This window comes from Mesorhizobium sp. CNPSo 4684, from assembly GCF_057784315.1.
This window is the reverse complement of sequence record NZ_JBWLUX010000039.1, coordinates 40,665-58,338: the sequence shown is the minus strand read 5'-3', so window position 1 is coordinate 58,338 and position 17,674 is coordinate 40,665. Positions and strand designations below refer to the sequence as shown.

Annotated in this window: 15 protein-coding genes and 1 tRNA gene; 11 read left to right on the top strand and 5 right to left on the bottom strand. The window is 63.4% G+C overall.

Translation table 11 applies throughout. From position 1 onward, the window contains the following. The 3 genes from AC04SG_RS28275 to AC04SG_RS28265 form a co-directional block, all read right to left on the bottom strand. A partial coding sequence (locus tag AC04SG_RS28275) for a hypothetical protein (RefSeq protein WP_488553730.1) occupies positions 1-272 on the bottom strand: 272 nt, incomplete at its 3' end. Between the two features lie 172 nt (positions 273-444). Next, a complete protein-coding gene (gene rpoH, locus AC04SG_RS28270) occupies positions 445-1,356 on the bottom strand; it encodes an RNA polymerase sigma factor RpoH (RefSeq protein ID WP_112559526.1) in 912 nt (303 codons plus the stop codon). Between the two features lie 188 nt (positions 1,357-1,544). Next, on the bottom strand, positions 1,545-2,585 hold the full coding sequence (locus AC04SG_RS28265) for an RluA family pseudouridine synthase (RefSeq protein ID WP_488553729.1): 1,041 nt from the start codon (positions 2,583-2,585) through the stop codon (positions 1,545-1,547). A gap of 26 nt (positions 2,586-2,611) precedes the next feature. Here AC04SG_RS28265 and AC04SG_RS28260 point away from each other — a divergent pair, with 26 nt between their 5' ends. From AC04SG_RS28260 to AC04SG_RS28235, 6 genes are all read left to right on the top strand, one after another. Next, entirely contained in the window at positions 2,612-2,992 is a 381-nt protein-coding gene (locus AC04SG_RS28260; protein WP_436261691.1) for a fimbrial protein, read from the top strand. Between the two features lie 10 nt (positions 2,993-3,002). Beyond that, entirely contained in the window at positions 3,003-3,410 is a 408-nt protein-coding gene (locus tag AC04SG_RS28255; protein WP_488553728.1) for a VOC family protein, read from the top strand. A 92-nt stretch (positions 3,411-3,502) separates the two neighbouring features. Beyond that, positions 3,503-3,577: transfer RNA gene (locus tag AC04SG_RS28250), tRNA-Glu, on the top strand. A gap of 670 nt (positions 3,578-4,247) precedes the next feature. Beyond that, positions 4,248-4,829 carry a VOC family protein gene (locus AC04SG_RS28245; protein ID WP_488553727.1) on the top strand — a complete coding sequence of 194 codons (582 nt, stop codon included), beginning with the start codon at positions 4,248-4,250 and terminating at the stop codon, positions 4,827-4,829. 25 nt (positions 4,830-4,854) lie between these two features. Next, a complete protein-coding gene (locus tag AC04SG_RS28240; protein WP_488553726.1) occupies positions 4,855-5,739 on the top strand; it encodes a glutathione S-transferase family protein in 885 nt (294 codons plus the stop codon). Positions 5,740-5,972: 233 nt separating this feature from the next. After that, positions 5,973-6,341, top strand: coding sequence for a hypothetical protein (locus AC04SG_RS28235; protein ID WP_488553725.1), 369 nt, complete (start codon positions 5,973-5,975; stop codon positions 6,339-6,341). 134 nt (positions 6,342-6,475) lie between these two features. Here the strand turns inward: AC04SG_RS28235 and AC04SG_RS28230 are convergent, their stop codons facing one another. Beyond that, the gene (locus tag AC04SG_RS28230; protein WP_112559520.1) at positions 6,476-6,691 is read right to left on the bottom strand and encodes a hypothetical protein; all 216 of its coding nucleotides are present in this window, start codon (positions 6,689-6,691) and stop codon (positions 6,476-6,478) included. 293 nt (positions 6,692-6,984) lie between these two features. On the opposite strand from AC04SG_RS28230, the gene AC04SG_RS28225 reads away from it, so the two are divergent. Further along, positions 6,985-7,890: a DUF2865 domain-containing protein gene (locus tag AC04SG_RS28225; protein WP_488553724.1), complete on the top strand. Its 906-nt coding sequence runs from the start codon at positions 6,985-6,987 to the stop codon at positions 7,888-7,890. 81 nt (positions 7,891-7,971) lie between these two features. Here the strand turns inward: AC04SG_RS28225 and AC04SG_RS28220 are convergent, their stop codons facing one another. Continuing rightward, complete coding sequence (locus AC04SG_RS28220) at positions 7,972-8,325, bottom strand: hypothetical protein (protein ID WP_488553723.1); 354 nt, start codon at positions 8,323-8,325, stop codon at positions 7,972-7,974. 417 nt (positions 8,326-8,742) lie between these two features. On the opposite strand from AC04SG_RS28220, the gene AC04SG_RS28215 reads away from it, so the two are divergent. The 4 genes from AC04SG_RS28215 (at position 8,743) to pstA (ending at position 17,659) form a co-directional block, all read left to right on the top strand. Beyond that, positions 8,743-13,266 (top strand): PAS domain-containing hybrid sensor histidine kinase/response regulator, encoded by a 4,524-nt coding sequence (locus tag AC04SG_RS28215; protein WP_488553731.1) that lies wholly within the window; start codon positions 8,743-8,745, stop codon positions 13,264-13,266. A gap of 495 nt (positions 13,267-13,761) precedes the next feature. Then, entirely contained in the window at positions 13,762-14,790 is a 1,029-nt protein-coding gene (locus AC04SG_RS28210; RefSeq protein WP_436261680.1) for a substrate-binding domain-containing protein, read from the top strand. A gap of 95 nt (positions 14,791-14,885) precedes the next feature. Beyond that, entirely contained in the window at positions 14,886-16,346 is a 1,461-nt protein-coding gene (gene pstC / locus AC04SG_RS28205; RefSeq protein WP_488553722.1) for a phosphate ABC transporter permease subunit PstC, read from the top strand. Beyond that, on the top strand, positions 16,343-17,659 hold the full coding sequence (gene pstA / locus AC04SG_RS28200) for a phosphate ABC transporter permease PstA (RefSeq protein ID WP_488553721.1): 1,317 nt from the start codon (positions 16,343-16,345) through the stop codon (positions 17,657-17,659). The genes pstC and pstA overlap by 4 nt, the downstream gene beginning before the upstream one ends. The last annotated feature ends 15 nt before the right edge of the window (positions 17,660-17,674 follow it).

The following is a 17,674-nucleotide window of genomic DNA, read 5'->3' as shown; positions in this document are numbered from 1 at the left end:
TCGTGCGTGACGAAGGCGAAGATCCCAAGCTCTCCCGCGGCTGTAACCTCAGGTGGTACGGGCGACTTCGCCAAGCCAAGGTCCGGGCGGCCGCCCGGACCTTGGCTCAATCGCTTCAATCCCACGAAATCTCTCTCGTGTAGATACAAAGGTGGCGGCAGCCGGATGAGGGGCAGCGCCGACGTTTTTGTGATGATCACGCCGCCGATTGCTGCGCCGGCAAACCCGCAATCTCCGCGCTGCCCCTCATTGTCCTGCGCGACGTTCGTCATTCGAAAAGCCAAGCAGTTGGCTTTTCGTCCGCTTCGCCGACCATTCCTCAACTCCCCCGTATAGTGACGGGGAGAAAGAGGCTGTCTCTTTGGTTTCGCCAGCTTCTGGCACAAAAAAGGCGGCGCCAGTTTCCTGGCGCCGCCTTCGTGTCTTTCGTAACCGAACCCGACCTTAAGCCGCGGGCTGCGCCTCAATCGTGCGCAGGGCCTGCGTCTGGCGCTTGGCGGCGGCCTTGACCGCGTCCTGCACCTTCTCGAAGGCGCGCACCTCGATCTGGCGCACGCGCTCGCGGCTGATGTCGAACTCGGCCGACAGCTCTTCCAAGGTCAGCGGCTCTTCGGCGAGGCGACGCGCCTCGAAGATGCGCCGCTCGCGATCGTTGAGCACGGCAAGGGCGCCCGACAGCATGCCGCGCCGGTTTTCCAGCTCGTCCTGCTCGATCAGCATGTCTTCCTGGCTTTCGTGGTCATCGACCAGCCAGTCCTGCCATTCGCCGGATTCGCCTTCGCTGGCGCGGATCGGCGCGTTGAGCGAGGCGTCGCCCGACAGGCGGCGGTTCATCGACACGACTTCGGCTTCGGAGACGTTCAGCCTGGTGGCGATCTCGGTGATCTGTTCGGGCTTAAGGTCGCCATCGTCCAGCGCCTGGATCTTCCCCTTCACCTTGCGCAGGTTGAAGAACAGGCGTTTCTGATTGGCGGTCGTGCCCATCTTGACCAGGCTCCACGAACGCAGGATGTACTCCTGGATCGAGGCCTTGATCCACCACATGGCGTAGGTCGCGAGGCGGAAACCACGCTCGGGTTCGAATTTCTTGACGGCCTGCATCAGGCCGACATTGCCTTCCGAGATCACCTCGCCGATCGGCAGGCCGTAGCCGCGATAGCCCATGGCGATCTTGGCGACGAGCCGAAGGTGGCTGGTGACGAGCTTGTGTGCAGCGGAAGTGTCTTCATGCTCGGCGTAACGCTTGGCGAGCATGTACTCTTCCTGCGGCTGAAGCATGGGAAAGCGGCGGATTTCTTCCAGGTAGCGGCTGAGGCCGCCTTCGCCGGAAACGATACTGGGTAGTGACTGGGCCATGATAGCGCCCCCTCTCTATTGGAGTGATGCCCCCGAAACGCGGCGGGCATATGACGCGAGCACCAAAAGGCTCGCCCGCGACAACCGATTTATATAGGAACAAAACCAGAAAAGACAGGCATTTGTTCAACACGAAACAGTGCGTCACGCCAAAGTGAACAATGCCGCTCAGGTTTTAGATGGCGGGTTCAGAGCTTGAGAAAGCCGCCGACGAGTTCCTCCATGTCCTTCGGCATCGGCACCTCGAACCTCATCGGTAGATGGGTAGTCGGGTGACGAAATGCAAGGAGCCAGGCATGCAAAGCCTGCCGGGAAAATGCCTTGATCTGGCTTTTCAGCGGCTCGGGCAGCCGGTTGGCCTTGGTGCGGAAGGCCTGGCCGTAATCGGGGTCGCCGATGACGGGATGGCCGACATGAGCCATGTGGACGCGGATCTGGTGGGTGCGGCCGGTCTCCAGGCGGCATTCGACCAGGCTGGCGGTGGCGAACTCCTGCTGGTTTTCGCCGAAACGCTCCTGCACGGTGAAATGGGTGATGGCGTGGCGGGCGTCGTCGCGGCCCTCCGGCACCACGGCGCGACGCACCCGGTCGGCGGCGCGGCCGAGCGGCGCGTCGACCGTTCCCGTCGGCCGCGGCGGGATGCCCCAGACCAGCGCCAGATAGGCGCGTTCGAGGTCGCCGATGCGGCCATGGTCGGCAAAGGCCTCCGACAGCGCCTTGTGGGCACGGTCGGTCTTGGCCACGACCATGACACCACTGGTCTCCTTGTCGAGGCGATGGACTATGCCCGGGCGCCTGACGCCGCCGATGCCCGAAAGACTGTCGCCGCAATGATGGATCAGGGCGTTGACAAGCGTGCCGGTCCAGTTGCCGGCGCCGGGATGGACGACGAGGCCAGCCGGCTTGTTGATGACGATCAGCTCGTCGTCCTCATAAAGCACGTCGAGCGCGATGGCCTCGCCTTGCGGCTCGGCCGGTTCGGGTTCGGGCATGACGACCGAGACGCGCTCGCCAGCACTCATCTTGCGCTTGGTCTCGTCGACCGGTTTGCCGTCGATTGTGACAGCGCCCTGTTTAATCAGCATCTGCACCCGGCTGCGCGACATTTCGGGGCCGAGGCTCGCCGCCAGCCACTGGTCGAGGCGCTGGCCGGCCGCTTCCGCGCCGGCTTCGAGCACGGTTGGGGCCGCCTCTATGAATTGTCTGGTCTCTTCGCTATGAGCGCTCATCGAAAAAAGTTCCGGAATGTTCTGCCATGGCCCGGCCCGTTGCCGACGAAGAAGAAAAGCCGCTCGATCCCGAGATCGAAAAGGTGCGCGGCAGGCTCATCCGCTTCATGGCCATCAATCTCGGCCTGCTTTTGCTGGCCCTTATGGTGGTGATCGCGGCCATTGTCTACAAATCGCGCAAAGCGCCGCCCACAACCCCGCCGCTCGCCAACGATATTCCAGTACCGCCCGGCGAGCCGCTCGCGGCGGACATCGTGCTGCCGGTGGGAGCCAAGGTGATCAGCCAGGCGCTGTCGGGCAATCGCATCTCGATCGACGCCGAGCTTGCCGACGGCAGCCGCACCATCTTCGTCTACGATATCGCCGAGCGCCGCATCATCGGCCGCTTTGCAATCCGCAACAAATGAGCCTGCAGGCATGACCGGATTTGCCGAACACCGCCGGGTCGCGACCGTCACGCTCGTCGTCGGCAGTTACGATGAGGCGATCGCCTGGTATGTCGAACGGCTGGGCTTTCTGCTGACCGAAGACGTCGATCTCGGCGGCGGCAAACGCTGGGTGACGGTGGCGCCGGCCAACGGACAGGGCGCCAGGCTGCTTCTGGCTGAAGCAGACGGCGAGGCGCAAGAGAAGAGCATCGGCAACCAGACCGGCGGCCGGGTCTTCCTGTTCCTCGAAACCGACGACTTTGCCCGCGACCACAGAGCGATGCTGGACAAGGGCGTCGACTTTCGCGAAGCGCCGCGCTTCGAGCCTTACGGCACGGTGGCGGTTTTCGCCGATCTCTATGGCAACCTGTGGGACCTGATCGAGCCGAAAGGCTAGGTCCGCAAACCTACATTCCATAGAAGCGGTCCGGCCGCTCGAAGCCTAGTTGCTTTTTCCAAACCGTCAGCCTATATCGCCGGTTCTTGAACGCGCCCATCGTCTAGCGGTCAGGACACCGCCCTCTCACGGCGGGAACAGGGGTTCGATTCCCCTTGGGCGTACCAAATAACGGCTGGGCCGTTTCTTCCCCCACTACTTCAGACAAGCTCGAACGCGGATCGCGTTTGACCGCGAGAGTCGGCGGCATCAGCGAAACCCAGGCAGTCGGTGCACACGGATACACCCAATTTAAGTCAGGCCGCGACGCTTGAAAGCGTAGCAATCTCTGTTACTTGCGGTGCGGGGCAGCATCTGCGGCAGCGCGGATTTGGGTCGGGTAAAGCAGGTATGAGTTCGGTGAAAATGACATGCCCGCACTGCCTCGGCAGCGGGAAGGTTTTCGATTGTTCCAGATGGCGCGCGTCAAAGGGGCACTGCTGCCCGCAAGGGACGCATCGAGCCGGTTGCCCGGGACATACGATGGCGTGCGCCGAATGCGCGGGTCACGGCACGCTGGCGGAGGCCGAGTTCAGAGCCGTCGCTTAGCCGAGGTTTTGCAACCTTAACCTCTGGCTCTTTTTCACTGCCACGCAGCGGCGTCGCTTCTGGCGCGTCGCTGCCAATTGCACTAGCATCATTGCACGACGCCGTTACGGCGCGCAGAACGCCGGGGAACGGATCGGGAAAAAGCCGCCAGGCATGCACATCCGCCGCGCGCATGGCGTGCGGCGATGGTATGATTTGGCAAGATCCAAGCTCGCCCAAGAAGGCGAGGGGTCGGCGGGGAGGAGACCGATGCAGAAACTGCAATCGCAGGGCGTCCATCACATCACGCTGGTCGGCGCTGGCCGCCAGACGTCGATCGATTTCTGGGAGGGCGTGCTCGGCATGCCGTTCATCTTCGAGCAGCCGAATCTCGACAAGGCCAGCGAAAGCCATCTCTATTTCGATCCCGGCGACGGAAGGCTGATCACCGTCTTCACCGACGAGAGCCGCACGCCGGTCCAGCGGCGCACGCCGACAGAGCCGGGCTGCGTCCACCATATCGCCTTTGCCGTGTCGCGCGTCACCTTCCTGCAGGCGGTCGCCCGGCTCGACGAGCGCGCCATCAAGCACAGCGGCGTCAAGGATCGCGGCTTCATGGATTCGATCTATTTCGAGGATCCGCTCGGCCTTTTGATCGAGCTGGCGTCCTACCGCTTCGAGCCGCCGACGGGCTTCACCCATGCCGACGTCTTGATGCAGGCACACAAGCTGCGCGTCGCGCGCGGCGATTACAACATCGCCGAAGTGCATCTCGCCGACGCGATCCAGACGTTGGTCGAGTGGTCGCGCACGACCTTGTCGGACGACCGGACGCCGAAGAATCCATACTGACGGCCAACAAAAGGGGAGAACCACGATGGCAAAGACTGCAAAGAGCGCTGGGAAATCTGCGGCCAAGGCCGCGCCGAAAACCGCCGCCAAGCCGGCAGCAAAAGCGGCTGCCAAGCCTGCGGCGAAGGCCTCCGCAAAGCCGGCTGCGAAGGCCGCGGCGAAGCCGGCCGCCAAGAAGTCCGCGGCGAAGCCGGCCAAGGCTGCGAAGAAGCCGGCCTTGAAGATCAGCATGCTGAAGCCGAGCGTCAACAACATGACCGTTCGGGTGTTTGCGCGCGCGGCCGGGTTCGATCCCGCCGAGACCGATGCCTGGGGCCACACGCGTTCGCCCGAATATATGGCGCGCAATCCGGCGCATCTGACACCGATGATCGAGGACAAAGGCCTTCCCAGAGGCGTGCTGTGGGAAAGCTGCGCCATCATGCAGTATCTCGCCAACAAGCACGGGCTGGAGAAGTTCTATCCCAAGGCGCCGGCCAAGCGGGCGATGGTCGACAGCGCCATGTTCTACCTGATCGGCACGCTCTATCCCTATGTCGCGCGCGCCACCTATCCGGCGCTGGGTTTCCCGCACTATGCCGGCGAGGTTGGCCATAGCGATGCGCATCCGGACAAGAAATCCGAAGCGCAGAAGGCAGCCATGGCGGCGATTGCCGAGCCGCTGGACGTGTTCCACTCCTTCTTCAGGGACGGCAAGCCGTTCATCGGCGGCAAGCATCCGTCGATCGCCGACATCCGCCTGGCATCGACGCTCGAATTCCTGGCCGTCATCGACTATCCGCTGCCCAAATGGGCGAAGGAGTACATGGCGGCGATCGAGAAGAAACTCGGCAAGGCCTATGCCGAGCCGGCCGGCGATGTCAGAGGCTATATCGCCTATGTGAAATCGCAGGCCGGCGCGCAAAGCTAAGGATTCGTTAACCAAAGCCCTGTCTATTGAGGGCAATCCACCCCGCGACCACGGATGTACTGGCGCCGAAGTGGAAGGAAAGGTCGGCGCAATGCCGGCCTTTTTGCTTTTCGCCGATGCACTGTCAGGCGCGCCTCCGCGCTCCGCCATAAAGTCTGATATCAGGCATATTGCCATTTCTGGCGTCGACCCTACCATCATCCTTGGCGGCCCGAGGTACGAGGAGCTTTGCGATGAAGGGCGTGGCGAGATTGTTTGCGATTGCCGGTGTTGTGTTGGCCGGAGGCTACCCGTCCAATGCCGCGTCGCTCGACACCATGAGCGAAGTCGGCGATGCGATCCAGGCATGCTGGACGCCGCCGGCCGATGCTGGAAATGCCACCGTCACCTTGAGCTTCAGCTTCAAGCGCGATGGCACGCTGATCGGTCCGCCGCGACCGACGGCGATCAAGGTCGATGGTGACGCCAATGCCAAGAAAGCGTTTGTCGACGCCGCGACCACGGCTCTGCAGAAATGTCTTCCCCTGAGCTTCTCGCCCAAGCTTGCACAAGGCGTCGCTGGCAATGTCTTCACCATGCAGTTCGCCTCGCCCAAGCAATAGCGAGGGGTAGAGCGTTTTACCGTTTCACAGAAACGGCGACCCGCTCCTCTCGTTGTTTTGACGCAATTCCCAAGGGAAAGCGCAACGCGCTTTTCCCGGAAAAACCGCTCACACTTTTCGTGGAATTGCTCTGATCAGTTGTGCCGGCGCCTTATGTCGACATGCCGTTGCAGGTCGGGTGTCTCGAAGACGTAGTCGGCCCAGGCGGATTCGGGAATCTGCCCCGCCAGGTAGCATTCCAACAGCAGGCTCTGTTCGGGATCGAGCGGTCTCGGCGCCCATTCATGGTCCAGCCCCAGCGAATGGAACAGGTTCCTGGTCAGGCCAGAGACGGTGAAGTGAATAGACATCTTCGGTCTCCTTTGCCCGATACAACGCGAGACAGCGGAGAAAGGTTTCAACCGCAAGGGCCGATAACGCGGGATTGATGGCGGTGGCGGCCCAGGCGCGTCGATGCCTCGCTTCGTCTCAATCTTGAAACAAAAGTATAATAGTGAATTTACAGGAGACGGCATAATACACTTGGTGTAAATACCTGGCTGTTTCTGGACTTTCTCTGAATTAGACTTGCCTTATATATTGAGACTCAATCGGCTGGAGCGGCTATCGGCTCCATAGGGCACAAGGACCAGGGGCGCCGATGATGCGTTTGTGGCCAGTCGGAATCCTTGCACTGGTGATGACGGCGACCGTCCTCGGAAGCTCGGCCTCCCTTGCCGATGCTTGCGCCGCACTCAGGGGCCAGATGGCGTCGTCCGGCCGCGGCGGCGGGATCAGCCCCGAGCTTGCGCAACTGCGCCGCCAGCTTGCGGCGATCCTGGGCCTGGAGAGGCAACGCCGCTGCGCGGCGCAAAGTGCGATGGGCGGCTTCTTCAACGCTTGCGCCGACCTCGCCAAAAGCCGCACCCAGGTGCAACGCCAGATCGCCGGCGCCGCGATTTCGGGCCGGGATACGTCCGGGTTGCAGGCCAGGCTCGTCGCGCTCGGCTGCGCGCCGGCCGCCAGGCAACAGAAACAGCGTCCGGCGGGCGCCATGATCGGCAGCAATTCGATGCTGTTTTGCGTTCGCCTGTCCGACGGCTATTTCTTCCCGGCGCCGAAATCGCAATTCGTGCAAGGCGACGGTGTCAAGGAGATGGTCGATCAGTGCCGCTACATCTGCGACGATGCCGGCGTCGACCTGTACACACTGGGCGACCCAAGCCTTGAAACCGAAGAGATGGTCGCGCTCGATACGCGCAAATCCTACAAGGATCTGCCGGCGGCTTTCAAATACCGCGACGACGCGACTTTCAAAGCCTGTGACGTCAAGCGCTACTCCAGGCGTGTCGCCGAGTTGAGAGCGCGCACGGTTACGCCAGCCAATATCAGCAACGCCATCATTCCCCTGCCGTCGGCAAAACCGGATCTCGTGACAGTTGCGCAAATCCCCCGGACCGACGGCTCTACCCCAGAGGCCACGGGCGCTGCCCAGCAGCAGTCGGTCGAAGCTTTGGCCGGCTCGCGGCCGGTCAGGATGGTCGGGCCGGCTTTCTTCCCGACGGACTGACCCGCGCGGCGCCGAAATGCCCTGTTTTATCCATGTTTTGATCCCAAAACCGCGGGCCGCTGTAGGGCGACATGCATCAGGCTATTCGCAGACCATCTTGTAGCGTTTGCCGGGTTGGCTGACATTCTTGCAGGTGAGCGGGTTGGCCGGTTCGGAAGTCGTCGCGGGCGGGCTGGACCTGACGTGCCGTCTCGGCGGAGCCGATGTCGTCTGTCGGCGCGCCGCCGGCCGGTACGGCTCCTGCGGCGGCGGCGTCGGAAACACGCCGGCTGCCGCCTGCATCTTGCTGGCCTCGGTCAGCGACGGATCGCGATCCCAGACCCGCCTGATATCGAGCGGCCTCGGGATCACAACTGTGCCGTCATAGCTGCGCGCGCAGCCGCTGCTCGCAAGCAGCGCCACGCCCAGGAAACAAGGCACGATCCAACCAGTCATCCGCAATACCCCCGCCAACTTATAGCCCGGTCGGGGTTCCGCCGACAACCGGCGGAATACCGCAGGGCAATGTGGGCTCTGGTTGGAGTTTGGATGCGTTATGGTTAGCGGATCATTAATGCTTCTCGGGCACATTTCGCCGGCGAACCGCTGCGGAGGTTCGGCCTTGGCTCTCGGGGTGGGTACGGAATGGCTGACGGGACTGTTGGAACACGCGGCGGACGCGGTTCCCGAGAGGGGGCTGTGGACAGCGAGGATACGTCCGTCGGGGGGGCACCCGAAGCGCCGCATGAGCCGGTCGAGGCCGGTTTGCATGGCGAGGACGATTCCGCCGGGGCTTCGCCCGAAGCGTTGCGCGAGCTGTTCGAGGCCGCTTTGCGTGGCGAGGACACTCCTGGCGAGGATTCGCCCGAAGCGCTGCGCCGGCTGGTCGAGATTGCTTTGTGTGGCGAGAACGCGTCCGCCGGGGCTTCACCCGAAGCGCTGCGCGAACTGGTCGAGGCCGGTGCTGACTGGGTCTGGGAGACCGACGCGGAACTGCGCTTTTCCTGGCTTTCAGAAAATTACCAGGCCGCCACCGGCATCGATCCCGCCAGCATTCTTGGTCGCTTCCGCTTCGATTTCCTCAAGCAGATGATGCACGGCAATCGACACGCCGCCGCACATCTGGAGGATCTGCAGGCGCATCGGCCATTTCGCGACTTCGTTTATGAATTGAAGGGCGGCCGCCCCGGCTGCCGCTGGGTTTCGATCACCGGCTCGCCCCGTTTCGACAGCGAGGGCGAGTTTACCGGCTATCGCGGCATTGGCCGCAACGTCACGGCGCTGGCCGGTGCGCTGGACGACCTTCGGCAGGTGCCGCCAGCCGCAGACGAGAGCACGCAGCATCTTGCCGATCTCGAGCGGACGATGGATGCCATGCATATGGGCGTCGTGCTGCTCGACGCCAAACTCGACACGCTGATCGTCAACAAGGCCTATCGCGACCTCTCCAGGATTCCGGACGGCGCCATCACCGTCGGCGCACCGTTCAGCCTCCTGATGGAGCTCAACCGCCGCAACGGCATCTATGGCGATCTCGACGAACAGCAGTGGCAGCATTACCTCGCCACCCGTATCGAGGAAATCCGCGCCGGCTCGGTTGCACCACGCGAGTTCACCCATGCCAATGGCCGCACCATGATGTTCTCGGTAACGGCGCTGTCCGGCGGCAAGCGGCTCCTGAGCTATTACGACATCACCGAGCTGACGCTTCGCGACGCCGCGATCGAAAGCGCCAACGCCAGGGTTGCCGAGACCTTCGCCAATCTGCGCACGATGGTCGATCACATGCCGATCGGCGTGCTTGTCCTCGATGCGGACATGCGCACGGAGGTGATCAACCGCGCCTTCTATGATTTCTGGGAAATCGATCCCCGACGCGCCGGGATCGGCTGCGGCTTCCGCGAGCTGATGCAAGCCAGCCGCGATATGGACCCCTACGGCGCCGACGACGCCGAATGGCAGCGCCACATCGCCGAGCGCGAAGCAGAAATCTCGGCCGGCGTGGTGGGCTCTAGGCAATTGCCGCGCAATGACGGCCGTACGCTGATTGCATCGCTGGCGCCGCTCGCCGGCGGCAAAAGGCTGATCTCCTATGTCGACGTCACCGACATGAAGGACCGCGAGGCCGAGCTCGCCGAGGCGCTGGAAAAATCACGGCTGGCCGAGGCGGTGATCAACGCCGTCGAGGACCCGATCTTCGTCAAGGACGACAATCTGCGCTTCGTCTTCGTCAACGAGGCGTTTTCGGCGCTGTTCGGACAGACGCCGCAAGCGATGCTGGGCAGGCCTGGCGGCGACTTCATGCCGGGGAAGGATGCCGCGCTGTTCGAAGACAGCGAACGCGCCGTGCTGGCGACCGGCACGCCTTACGAGATCGAGGAGAATTTCGAGGTCGAGGGCACCAGGCGTTCGCGCATCGTGCGCAAGAACCGCGTCGGCATGCCAAGCGGCCGCAACTATGTCGCCGGCTTCCTGTTCGACATCTCCGACATGAAGCGCCGCGAGACGGAAGCCGAGGACGCCCGCAAGAACCTTGCCACGGTGCTGGAATCGCTCCCCGCGGCCGTCATCATCTACGACCGCGACGACAAGTTCGTCTTCGCCAACCGCAAGCTGCAGGACACGCTGCCGGCGCTGGTGCCGGCATGGCAGCCCGGCAGCAGCTTCCGCGACGCGCTGGAACTGGGACATTCGGTCGGCTATTTCCGATCGAGCGGCGATCCCGAGATCGACAGACTCTATGACGGCGACCGCGAGGTCTGGCTCAATGCCATCCTTGCCCGCTACCACTTGCCGAACACCTCCTACGAGCGCCTCAATCCAGACGGCCGCTGGTACCAGGTCTACGATATGCGGACCGAGGACGGCACCTTCATCGGCGTGCGCGTCGACATTTCCGAAATCAAGAGCCGCGAAAAGGCGCTGCAGGATTCGATGCGCCAGATCGACCTGTTCCGCCACGTCATGGACGAATTGCCGGTCGCCGCCTTCATCAAGGCGCAGGACCTGAGCATGGAATTCGTCAACAAGTCCTGGTGCGCGCTGACCGGCATCCCCAAGGAGGAGGCCATCGGCCGTACAGATCTCCAGCTTTTCGGCATCGACGATGCCGAAACCTACACCCATGACGACACCGAGGTCGTCGTCACCGGCCGTGGCCGCGAGGTCGAGGAGCCCGTCACCCATCGCGACGGCACGGTGCGGCAATTGATGACGCGCAAGAGCCGCCTGGTGGCGCTCGACGGGTCGGTGCGTCTGGTCGGCTCCAGCACCGACATTACCGAGGTCAAGGCGCGCGAGCAGGCGCTGGAAGAGAGCATGCGCGAGAACGAGGTGTTCCGCAATCTCATCGACAACGTGCCGGTGTCGATCTACGCCAAGCGCTCGGACCTGCGCCAGTTCTACGTCAACAAGGGCTGGTGCGACCTGACCGGCCTGAGCAAGGAGGAGGCGATCGGCAAGACCGATGTCGAGATCTTCGGCGCGGACGGTGAGGCCTTCGTCGTCAGTGATATGGCCGTGCTGCGCACCGGCGAGACGCAGGAGATCGAGGAGACGGTGACGCTTGCCGACGGCAATGTGCGCCACCAGTTCGCGCGCAAGGGCGCAATGATCGCCTCCGACGGTTCGCTCTATCTCATCGGATCGACCACCGACATCACAGAGTTGAAGATGCGCGAGGCCGAGTTGCGCGAGGCGCGCCAGCGCGCCGTGCTTGCCGACCGCGCCAAGTCGGAATTCCTGGCCAATATGAGCCACGAGATCCGCACGCCGATGAACGGCGTGCTCGGCATGGCCGAGCTGCTCGCCAAATCCGACCTCGACCCCAAGCAGAAGACGTTCACCGACATCATCGTCAAGTCGGGCAACGCGCTTTTGACCATCATCAACGACATCCTCGACTTCTCCAAGATCGATGCCGGCCAGCTCGTGCTCGACCCGGCGCCGTTCAACCTGCCCGAGGCGATCGAGGATGTGGCGACATTGGTGTCGACACGCGCCAAGGAGAAGGATCTCGAACTGATCGTGCGCGTCGAGCCGGGCCTGGAAAGCCTGTTCATCGGCGATGTCGGCCGCATAAGGCAGATCGTCACCAATCTGCTCGGCAATGCGGTGAAGTTCACCGACGAAGGCCATGTGCTGGTCGATGTCACCGGCGAGAGGGTTGTGGCCGGAACCAGGCTCACCATCTCGGTCACCGATACCGGCATCGGCATTCCGGAGGACAAGCTGAAGGCCGTCTTCGAAAAGTTCAATCAGGTCGATACCTCGTCGACCAGGCGCCACGAAGGCACCGGGCTCGGCCTTGCCATCACCTCGCGGCTGGTTGAGCTGATGGGCGGCGAGATCGGCGTCGAGAGCGCCGAGGGCAAGGGCTCGACCTTCTGGTTCACCGTCACGCTGCCGAGGGCCGGCCAGCAGACGGTGCAGCGCATCATGCCCGTCGACGTCACCGGCGCGCGGGTGCTGATCGTCGACGATAATGCCGTCAACCGCTCGATCCTGACCGAGCAGATGGTGTCGTGGACGTTCGATTCCTGCGCCGCCGAAAGCGGTGCCGAAGGACTGAAGGTGCTGGTCGCCGCGGCTGCCTATGGCGTGCCGGTCGACTGCGTCGTGCTCGACTACCAGATGCCGGGGATGAGCGGCGCCGAAATGGCGCGCATCGTGCGCAACACCGCAGGGCTGGCCGACACACCAATCATCATGCTGACCTCGGTCGACCAGTCGCTCGCCAACACCAGCTACCGCGACCTCGGCATCGACGCGCAGCTGATCAAGCCGGCGCGCTCCTCGGTGTTGCTGGAGACGCTGGTCGCGACCATCCAGCGCCATCGCCACGGCACGACAGGTCAGGCGCCGGAAGCCGCAAGTGGCGGTTCCGGCGAAGCGATGGTACAGCGGGTGTCGGCGCCGCCGGCACGCGCCGCGTCCGAGCGGGCGCAGTTGCATCCGCCGCCAGTGCGCGCCCGCGCCCGGGCCGGCGGCAACGAACGCGGGCTCGACATCCTCGTTGCCGAGGACAATGAGGTGAACCAGATGGTGTTCACTCAGATCCTCGGTGAAACCGGCTACAGTTTCGAGATCGTCGGCAACGGCCGCAAGGCGCTCGACGCTTTCGGCCGGCTCAATCCGCGCATGATCCTGATGGATGTCTCGATGCCGGAGATGAACGGGCTCGAAGCCACGGCCGCGATTCGCCGGCTGGAGCAAGAGAGCGGCACGCATATCCCGATCGTCGGCGTCACCGCCCATGCCTTGAAGGGCGATCGCGAGCGCTGCCTGGAAGCCGGCATGGACGATTATCTGCCCAAGCCGATCAGTCCCAAGGCGTTGCTCGAAAAGGTCGAGCGCTGGGCCGGCATCGCGAGCGAAGCCCAGCGAGACGCCGGCTAGCTGATATCAGCGCCGGGATTCGGCGGTGCCGCGACGTCCAGGGATATGGTGCGATCGCACCATATCAAAGCTTACGCCCAGTCGGGAAAATGGCGGCAACTCAACCGCTCATTCAGTTACGGGCGGGAGCAAGCGACCGCCGACAAAGAAACAGCGTCGAAATCTACCCCAACGGACCTGTTTTTGGCGATGGCTCGGCCAAGATACGCTCTGGCCACGGGCAACGCGCTCCCGTCCGGTTTTTCTTTCTCGGCATCGCGGCCTGCGATCCGCCTGGACAAATGCCGGCGCAAAATCCCGCAAGCTTATGATTCCAGCGGCAAACTGCGGCTCTCGCGGAGAGGCCGGACGGCTGCGGTTTTCAGTGCGTCCATCCGACGTTACCGGGCTGACACGAAACTGTCATGCGACTGTAATAATCGAAGGCTATTGGCCTCAGCGGGCGCCGGCTGAAGAGGGCGCCGAGAGACCATCTTCCGAACAGGAGCAGGCCACATGAAGAAATTCCTCGTTACGGCATCGGCCGTGGCGGTAGCGTTCGCCGCATCGTCGGGTGTCGCCGCCGCGCGCGACCAGATCCAGGTCGCCGGTTCGTCGACCGTGCTACCTTACGCCAAGATCGTCGCCGAGCAGTTCGGCGAAACCTTCACCAACTTCAAGACCCCGGTGGTCGAGTCCGGCGGCAGCGGCGCCGGCATCAAGGAATTCTGCAAGGGCGTCGGCGAAGACACCATCGACATCGCCAACTCCTCGCGCCCGATCAAGAAGGACGAGCTGAAGTCCTGCGCCGACGCCGGCGTGAAGGAAGTCCAGGAAGTCCGCATCGGCTATGACGGCATCGTCTTCGCTACCGACATCAAGGGCCCGGATTGGGCGCTGGTTCCCGCCGACATCTACAAGGCGCTCGCCGCCAAGCTGGTCGTCGACGGCAAGCTCGTCGACAATCCGAACACCAAGTGGAACCAGGTCAACCCGAAGCTGCCCGACTGGGATATCGCCGCCTACATCCCCGGTGAAAAGCACGGCACCCGCGAAGTGTTCGAGACCAAGCTTCTCGACGCCGGCTGCGACAAGGCCGCCCTGAAGGCCGCCGGCATTGCCGACGACAAGGAAATCGGCAAGACCTGCATCGCCATCCGCAAGGACGGCAAGGCTGTCGACATCGACGGCGACTACACCGAGACGCTCGCCCGCATCGACTCCAACAAGACCGGCGTCGGCGTGTTCGGCCTCGCCTTCTACGAGAACAATGCCGACAAGCTGAAGGTCGCCACCGTGGAAGGCATCGTGCCTTCGACCGAGACGATCGCAACCGGCAAGTATCCGGTTTCTCGCCCGCTGTTCTTCTACGTCAAGAAGGCGCATCTCGGCGTCGTTCCCGGTCTCAAGGAATATGTCGAGTTCTTCCTTGACGACCAGATGATCGGCCCGGAAAGCCCGCTCGCCCAGTACGGCCTGGTTTCGGCTCCGGATGCCGAACGTCAGGCGCAGCGCGACGCGTTCGCTGCCGGGAAGAGCATGTAATCAACGACTGGATCAGGGCGCGGACCAAATCCGCGCCCTGATTTCGCTGCATGCCGCAACGGCGGCCGCGATCTGAATTTTCCCTGGGGTGGGTGATGTCGTCCTTGCTCGTACTCGCCATAGTCATTGCCATCGGCGTGGTCGCCTTCGTGATCGGCCGCCAGCGCGCCGCGGCGCACGATACCGGCAAGGTCAAGCCGCATTCGCGCGCCCACTATCACGGTTGGTGGGCCTTTCTGCTCGCAGTCCTGCCTGCCGTCCTGCTGCTCGCCGTCTGGGATATCGGATCGTCCTTCTATCTTGACCGGCACATCCACGCCGCCCTGCCCGAGCGCACTGTCGACTCCAAGGTCGCCAGCGAAGCGCTCGACGCCAGCCTGGTGAAGAGCCTCGCCAAGGGCCTGCGCCGGCTCGATGCCGGAACGCCGCTTCCCGCGACGTTCGCTGAATTGCAGCCGCTGCTCATCGCCAAGGGCGTGGCGCTGGCCAGCGACACGCAGGATTACATGATCCCGATCGCCGTCGAGGCGAACACGGTCCAGGATAGGCTCGGCCTGTTTGGCGCGGTGCTGACGCTTGCGCTGTCGATCGCCGGCGCCTTCTATGCGCTGCGGCAAATCGCGCCGCGCGCCAGGGCGCGCAACAATGTCGAGAGGCTGATGCTGTGGGGGCTGCTTGCGGCGTCGACCATCGCCATCCTGACCACGGTCGGCATCGTGCTGTCGATGCTGTTCCAGACCATCACCTTCTTCGAAAGCGTGTCGCCGATGAGCTTCTTCTTCGGCACCGTGTGGGATCCGCGTTTCGCCGCTGCCGGCTCCGGCGGCAGCCAGGGCCAGTTCGGCCTGACCCCGCTTCTCGCCGGCACGCTTTATATCGCCGCCGTCGCTCTTCTGGTGGCGGTGCCGGTCGGCTTGATGTCGGCGGTCTACATGGCCGAATATGCTTCGCCCAAGGTTCGCGCGGTGGTCAAGCCGGCGCTGGAACTGCTGGCCGGCATCCCGACCATCGTCTACGGCATCTTCGCCGTGGTCACGCTCGGGCCATTCCTGCGCGACCTGTCGGCGGCACTCACCGGCGGTTCGCCCTTCATCCAGGGCCAGAGCATCTTCACCGCCGGCCTGGTGATGGGCGTCATGCTGATCCCGGTCGTGTCGTCGCTTTCCGACGACATCATCACCGCGGTGCCGCGCGCTATGCGTGACGGCTCGCTTGGTCTGGGCGCGACGCGCTCCGAGACGATCAAGCGGGTGATCCTGCCGGCCGCACTTCCCGGCATTGTCGGCGCCATCCTGCTGACGGCGTCGCGCGCCATCGGCGAGACGATGATCGTCGTGCTGGCGGCCGGCGTTGCCGCCAATCTCACCGCCAATCCATTCGAGGCGATGACGACCATCACCGTCAAGATCGTCAACCAGCTGACCGGCGACCTCGAGTTCAACTCGCCGCAGACGCTGGTCGCCTTCGCGCTCGGCCTGACGCTGTTCGCGCTGACACTGGTGATGAACATCGTCGCCCTCTACATCGTGCGCAAGTACCGGGAGCAGTACGAATGACCGACATTCCCCTGGACACGATGGCGGGCGCCGTTGCGCGTCCGCGCCGCGACATAGGGCTGAAGGCGCGTTACGCCGCTGAACGCCGTTTCCGCATCTACGGTGTGATTGCGATCTCGGTCGGCCTGGCCTTCCTGGCCATCATGCTGATCGCCATCGTCTCGAAAGGCTATACCGCCTTTTGGCAGACGACGGTGACGCTGCCGATCAGCTTCGACGAGAAAGTCATCGATCCCTCCGGCAAGCGCGCCACCGATCCGAGCGTGCTGATCAAGGCGAACTATCCCAAGCTCGCCGACACCGCGCTGATGGCCAAGCTTGGCATCGACCCAAGCAACAAGCCGATGGTCATGAAGCTCAAGGGCTTCCTGTCGGAAGGCGCCCGCGTCCAGCTGCGCGACATCGTCGCCGCCGATCCGTCGGTGATCGGCACGACGCGCGACGTCAACATCCTGGCCGCGGCCAATCTCGACTCCGCCTTCAAGGGCCAGATCGACCTCAGCGTCGATGAAGCGCGCCGCAAGGTGTCCAACCAGCAGATCGACTGGATGAACAAACTCAAGGCCGACGGCGTAATGGCCGAGCATTTCAACACCGGTCTGTTCACCTATGGCGCCTCCAGCCGGCCTGAGACGTCAGGCATGGGCGTGGCGATCATCGGCTCGTTCTACATGATGGTGATCGTGCTGCTTTTGGCGCTGCCGATCGGGGTCGCGGCCTCGATCTATCTCGAGGAATTCGCCAAGAAGAACCGCTTCACCGACCTGATCGAGGTCAACATCAACAATCTTGCGGCGGTGCCGTCGATCGTCTTCGGTCTGCTCGGCCTTGCCGTGTTCATCAACTTCCTCGGCATGCCGCGCTCGGCCGCCTTTGTCGGTGGCCTGGTGCTGACATTGATGACGCTGCCGACCATCATCATCGCGACGCGCGCGGCCCTTGCCGCGGTGCCGCCGTCGATCCGCTCGGCAGCGCTTGGGCTTGGCGCCTCGAAGATGCAGATGGTGTTCCAGCACATACTGCCGCTTGCCGCTCCCGGCATCCTGACCGGCACGATTATCGGCCTGGCGCGTGCGCTGGGTGAGACAGCACCGCTGCTTCTGATCGGCATGGTCGCCTTCGTCGCCGACTATCCGAAGACGCCTTTCGATCCGGCGACGGCGCTGCCGGTGCAGATCTACATGTGGGCAAACGAGGCCGAACGCGCTTTTGTCGAGCGCATGTCCGGCGCCATCATCATCCTGCTCGTCTTCCTCATGGCCATGAACATCACCGCGATCGTGCTTCGGCGCCGGTTTGAGCGGCGCTGGTAGAAAAAAGGCAATTTG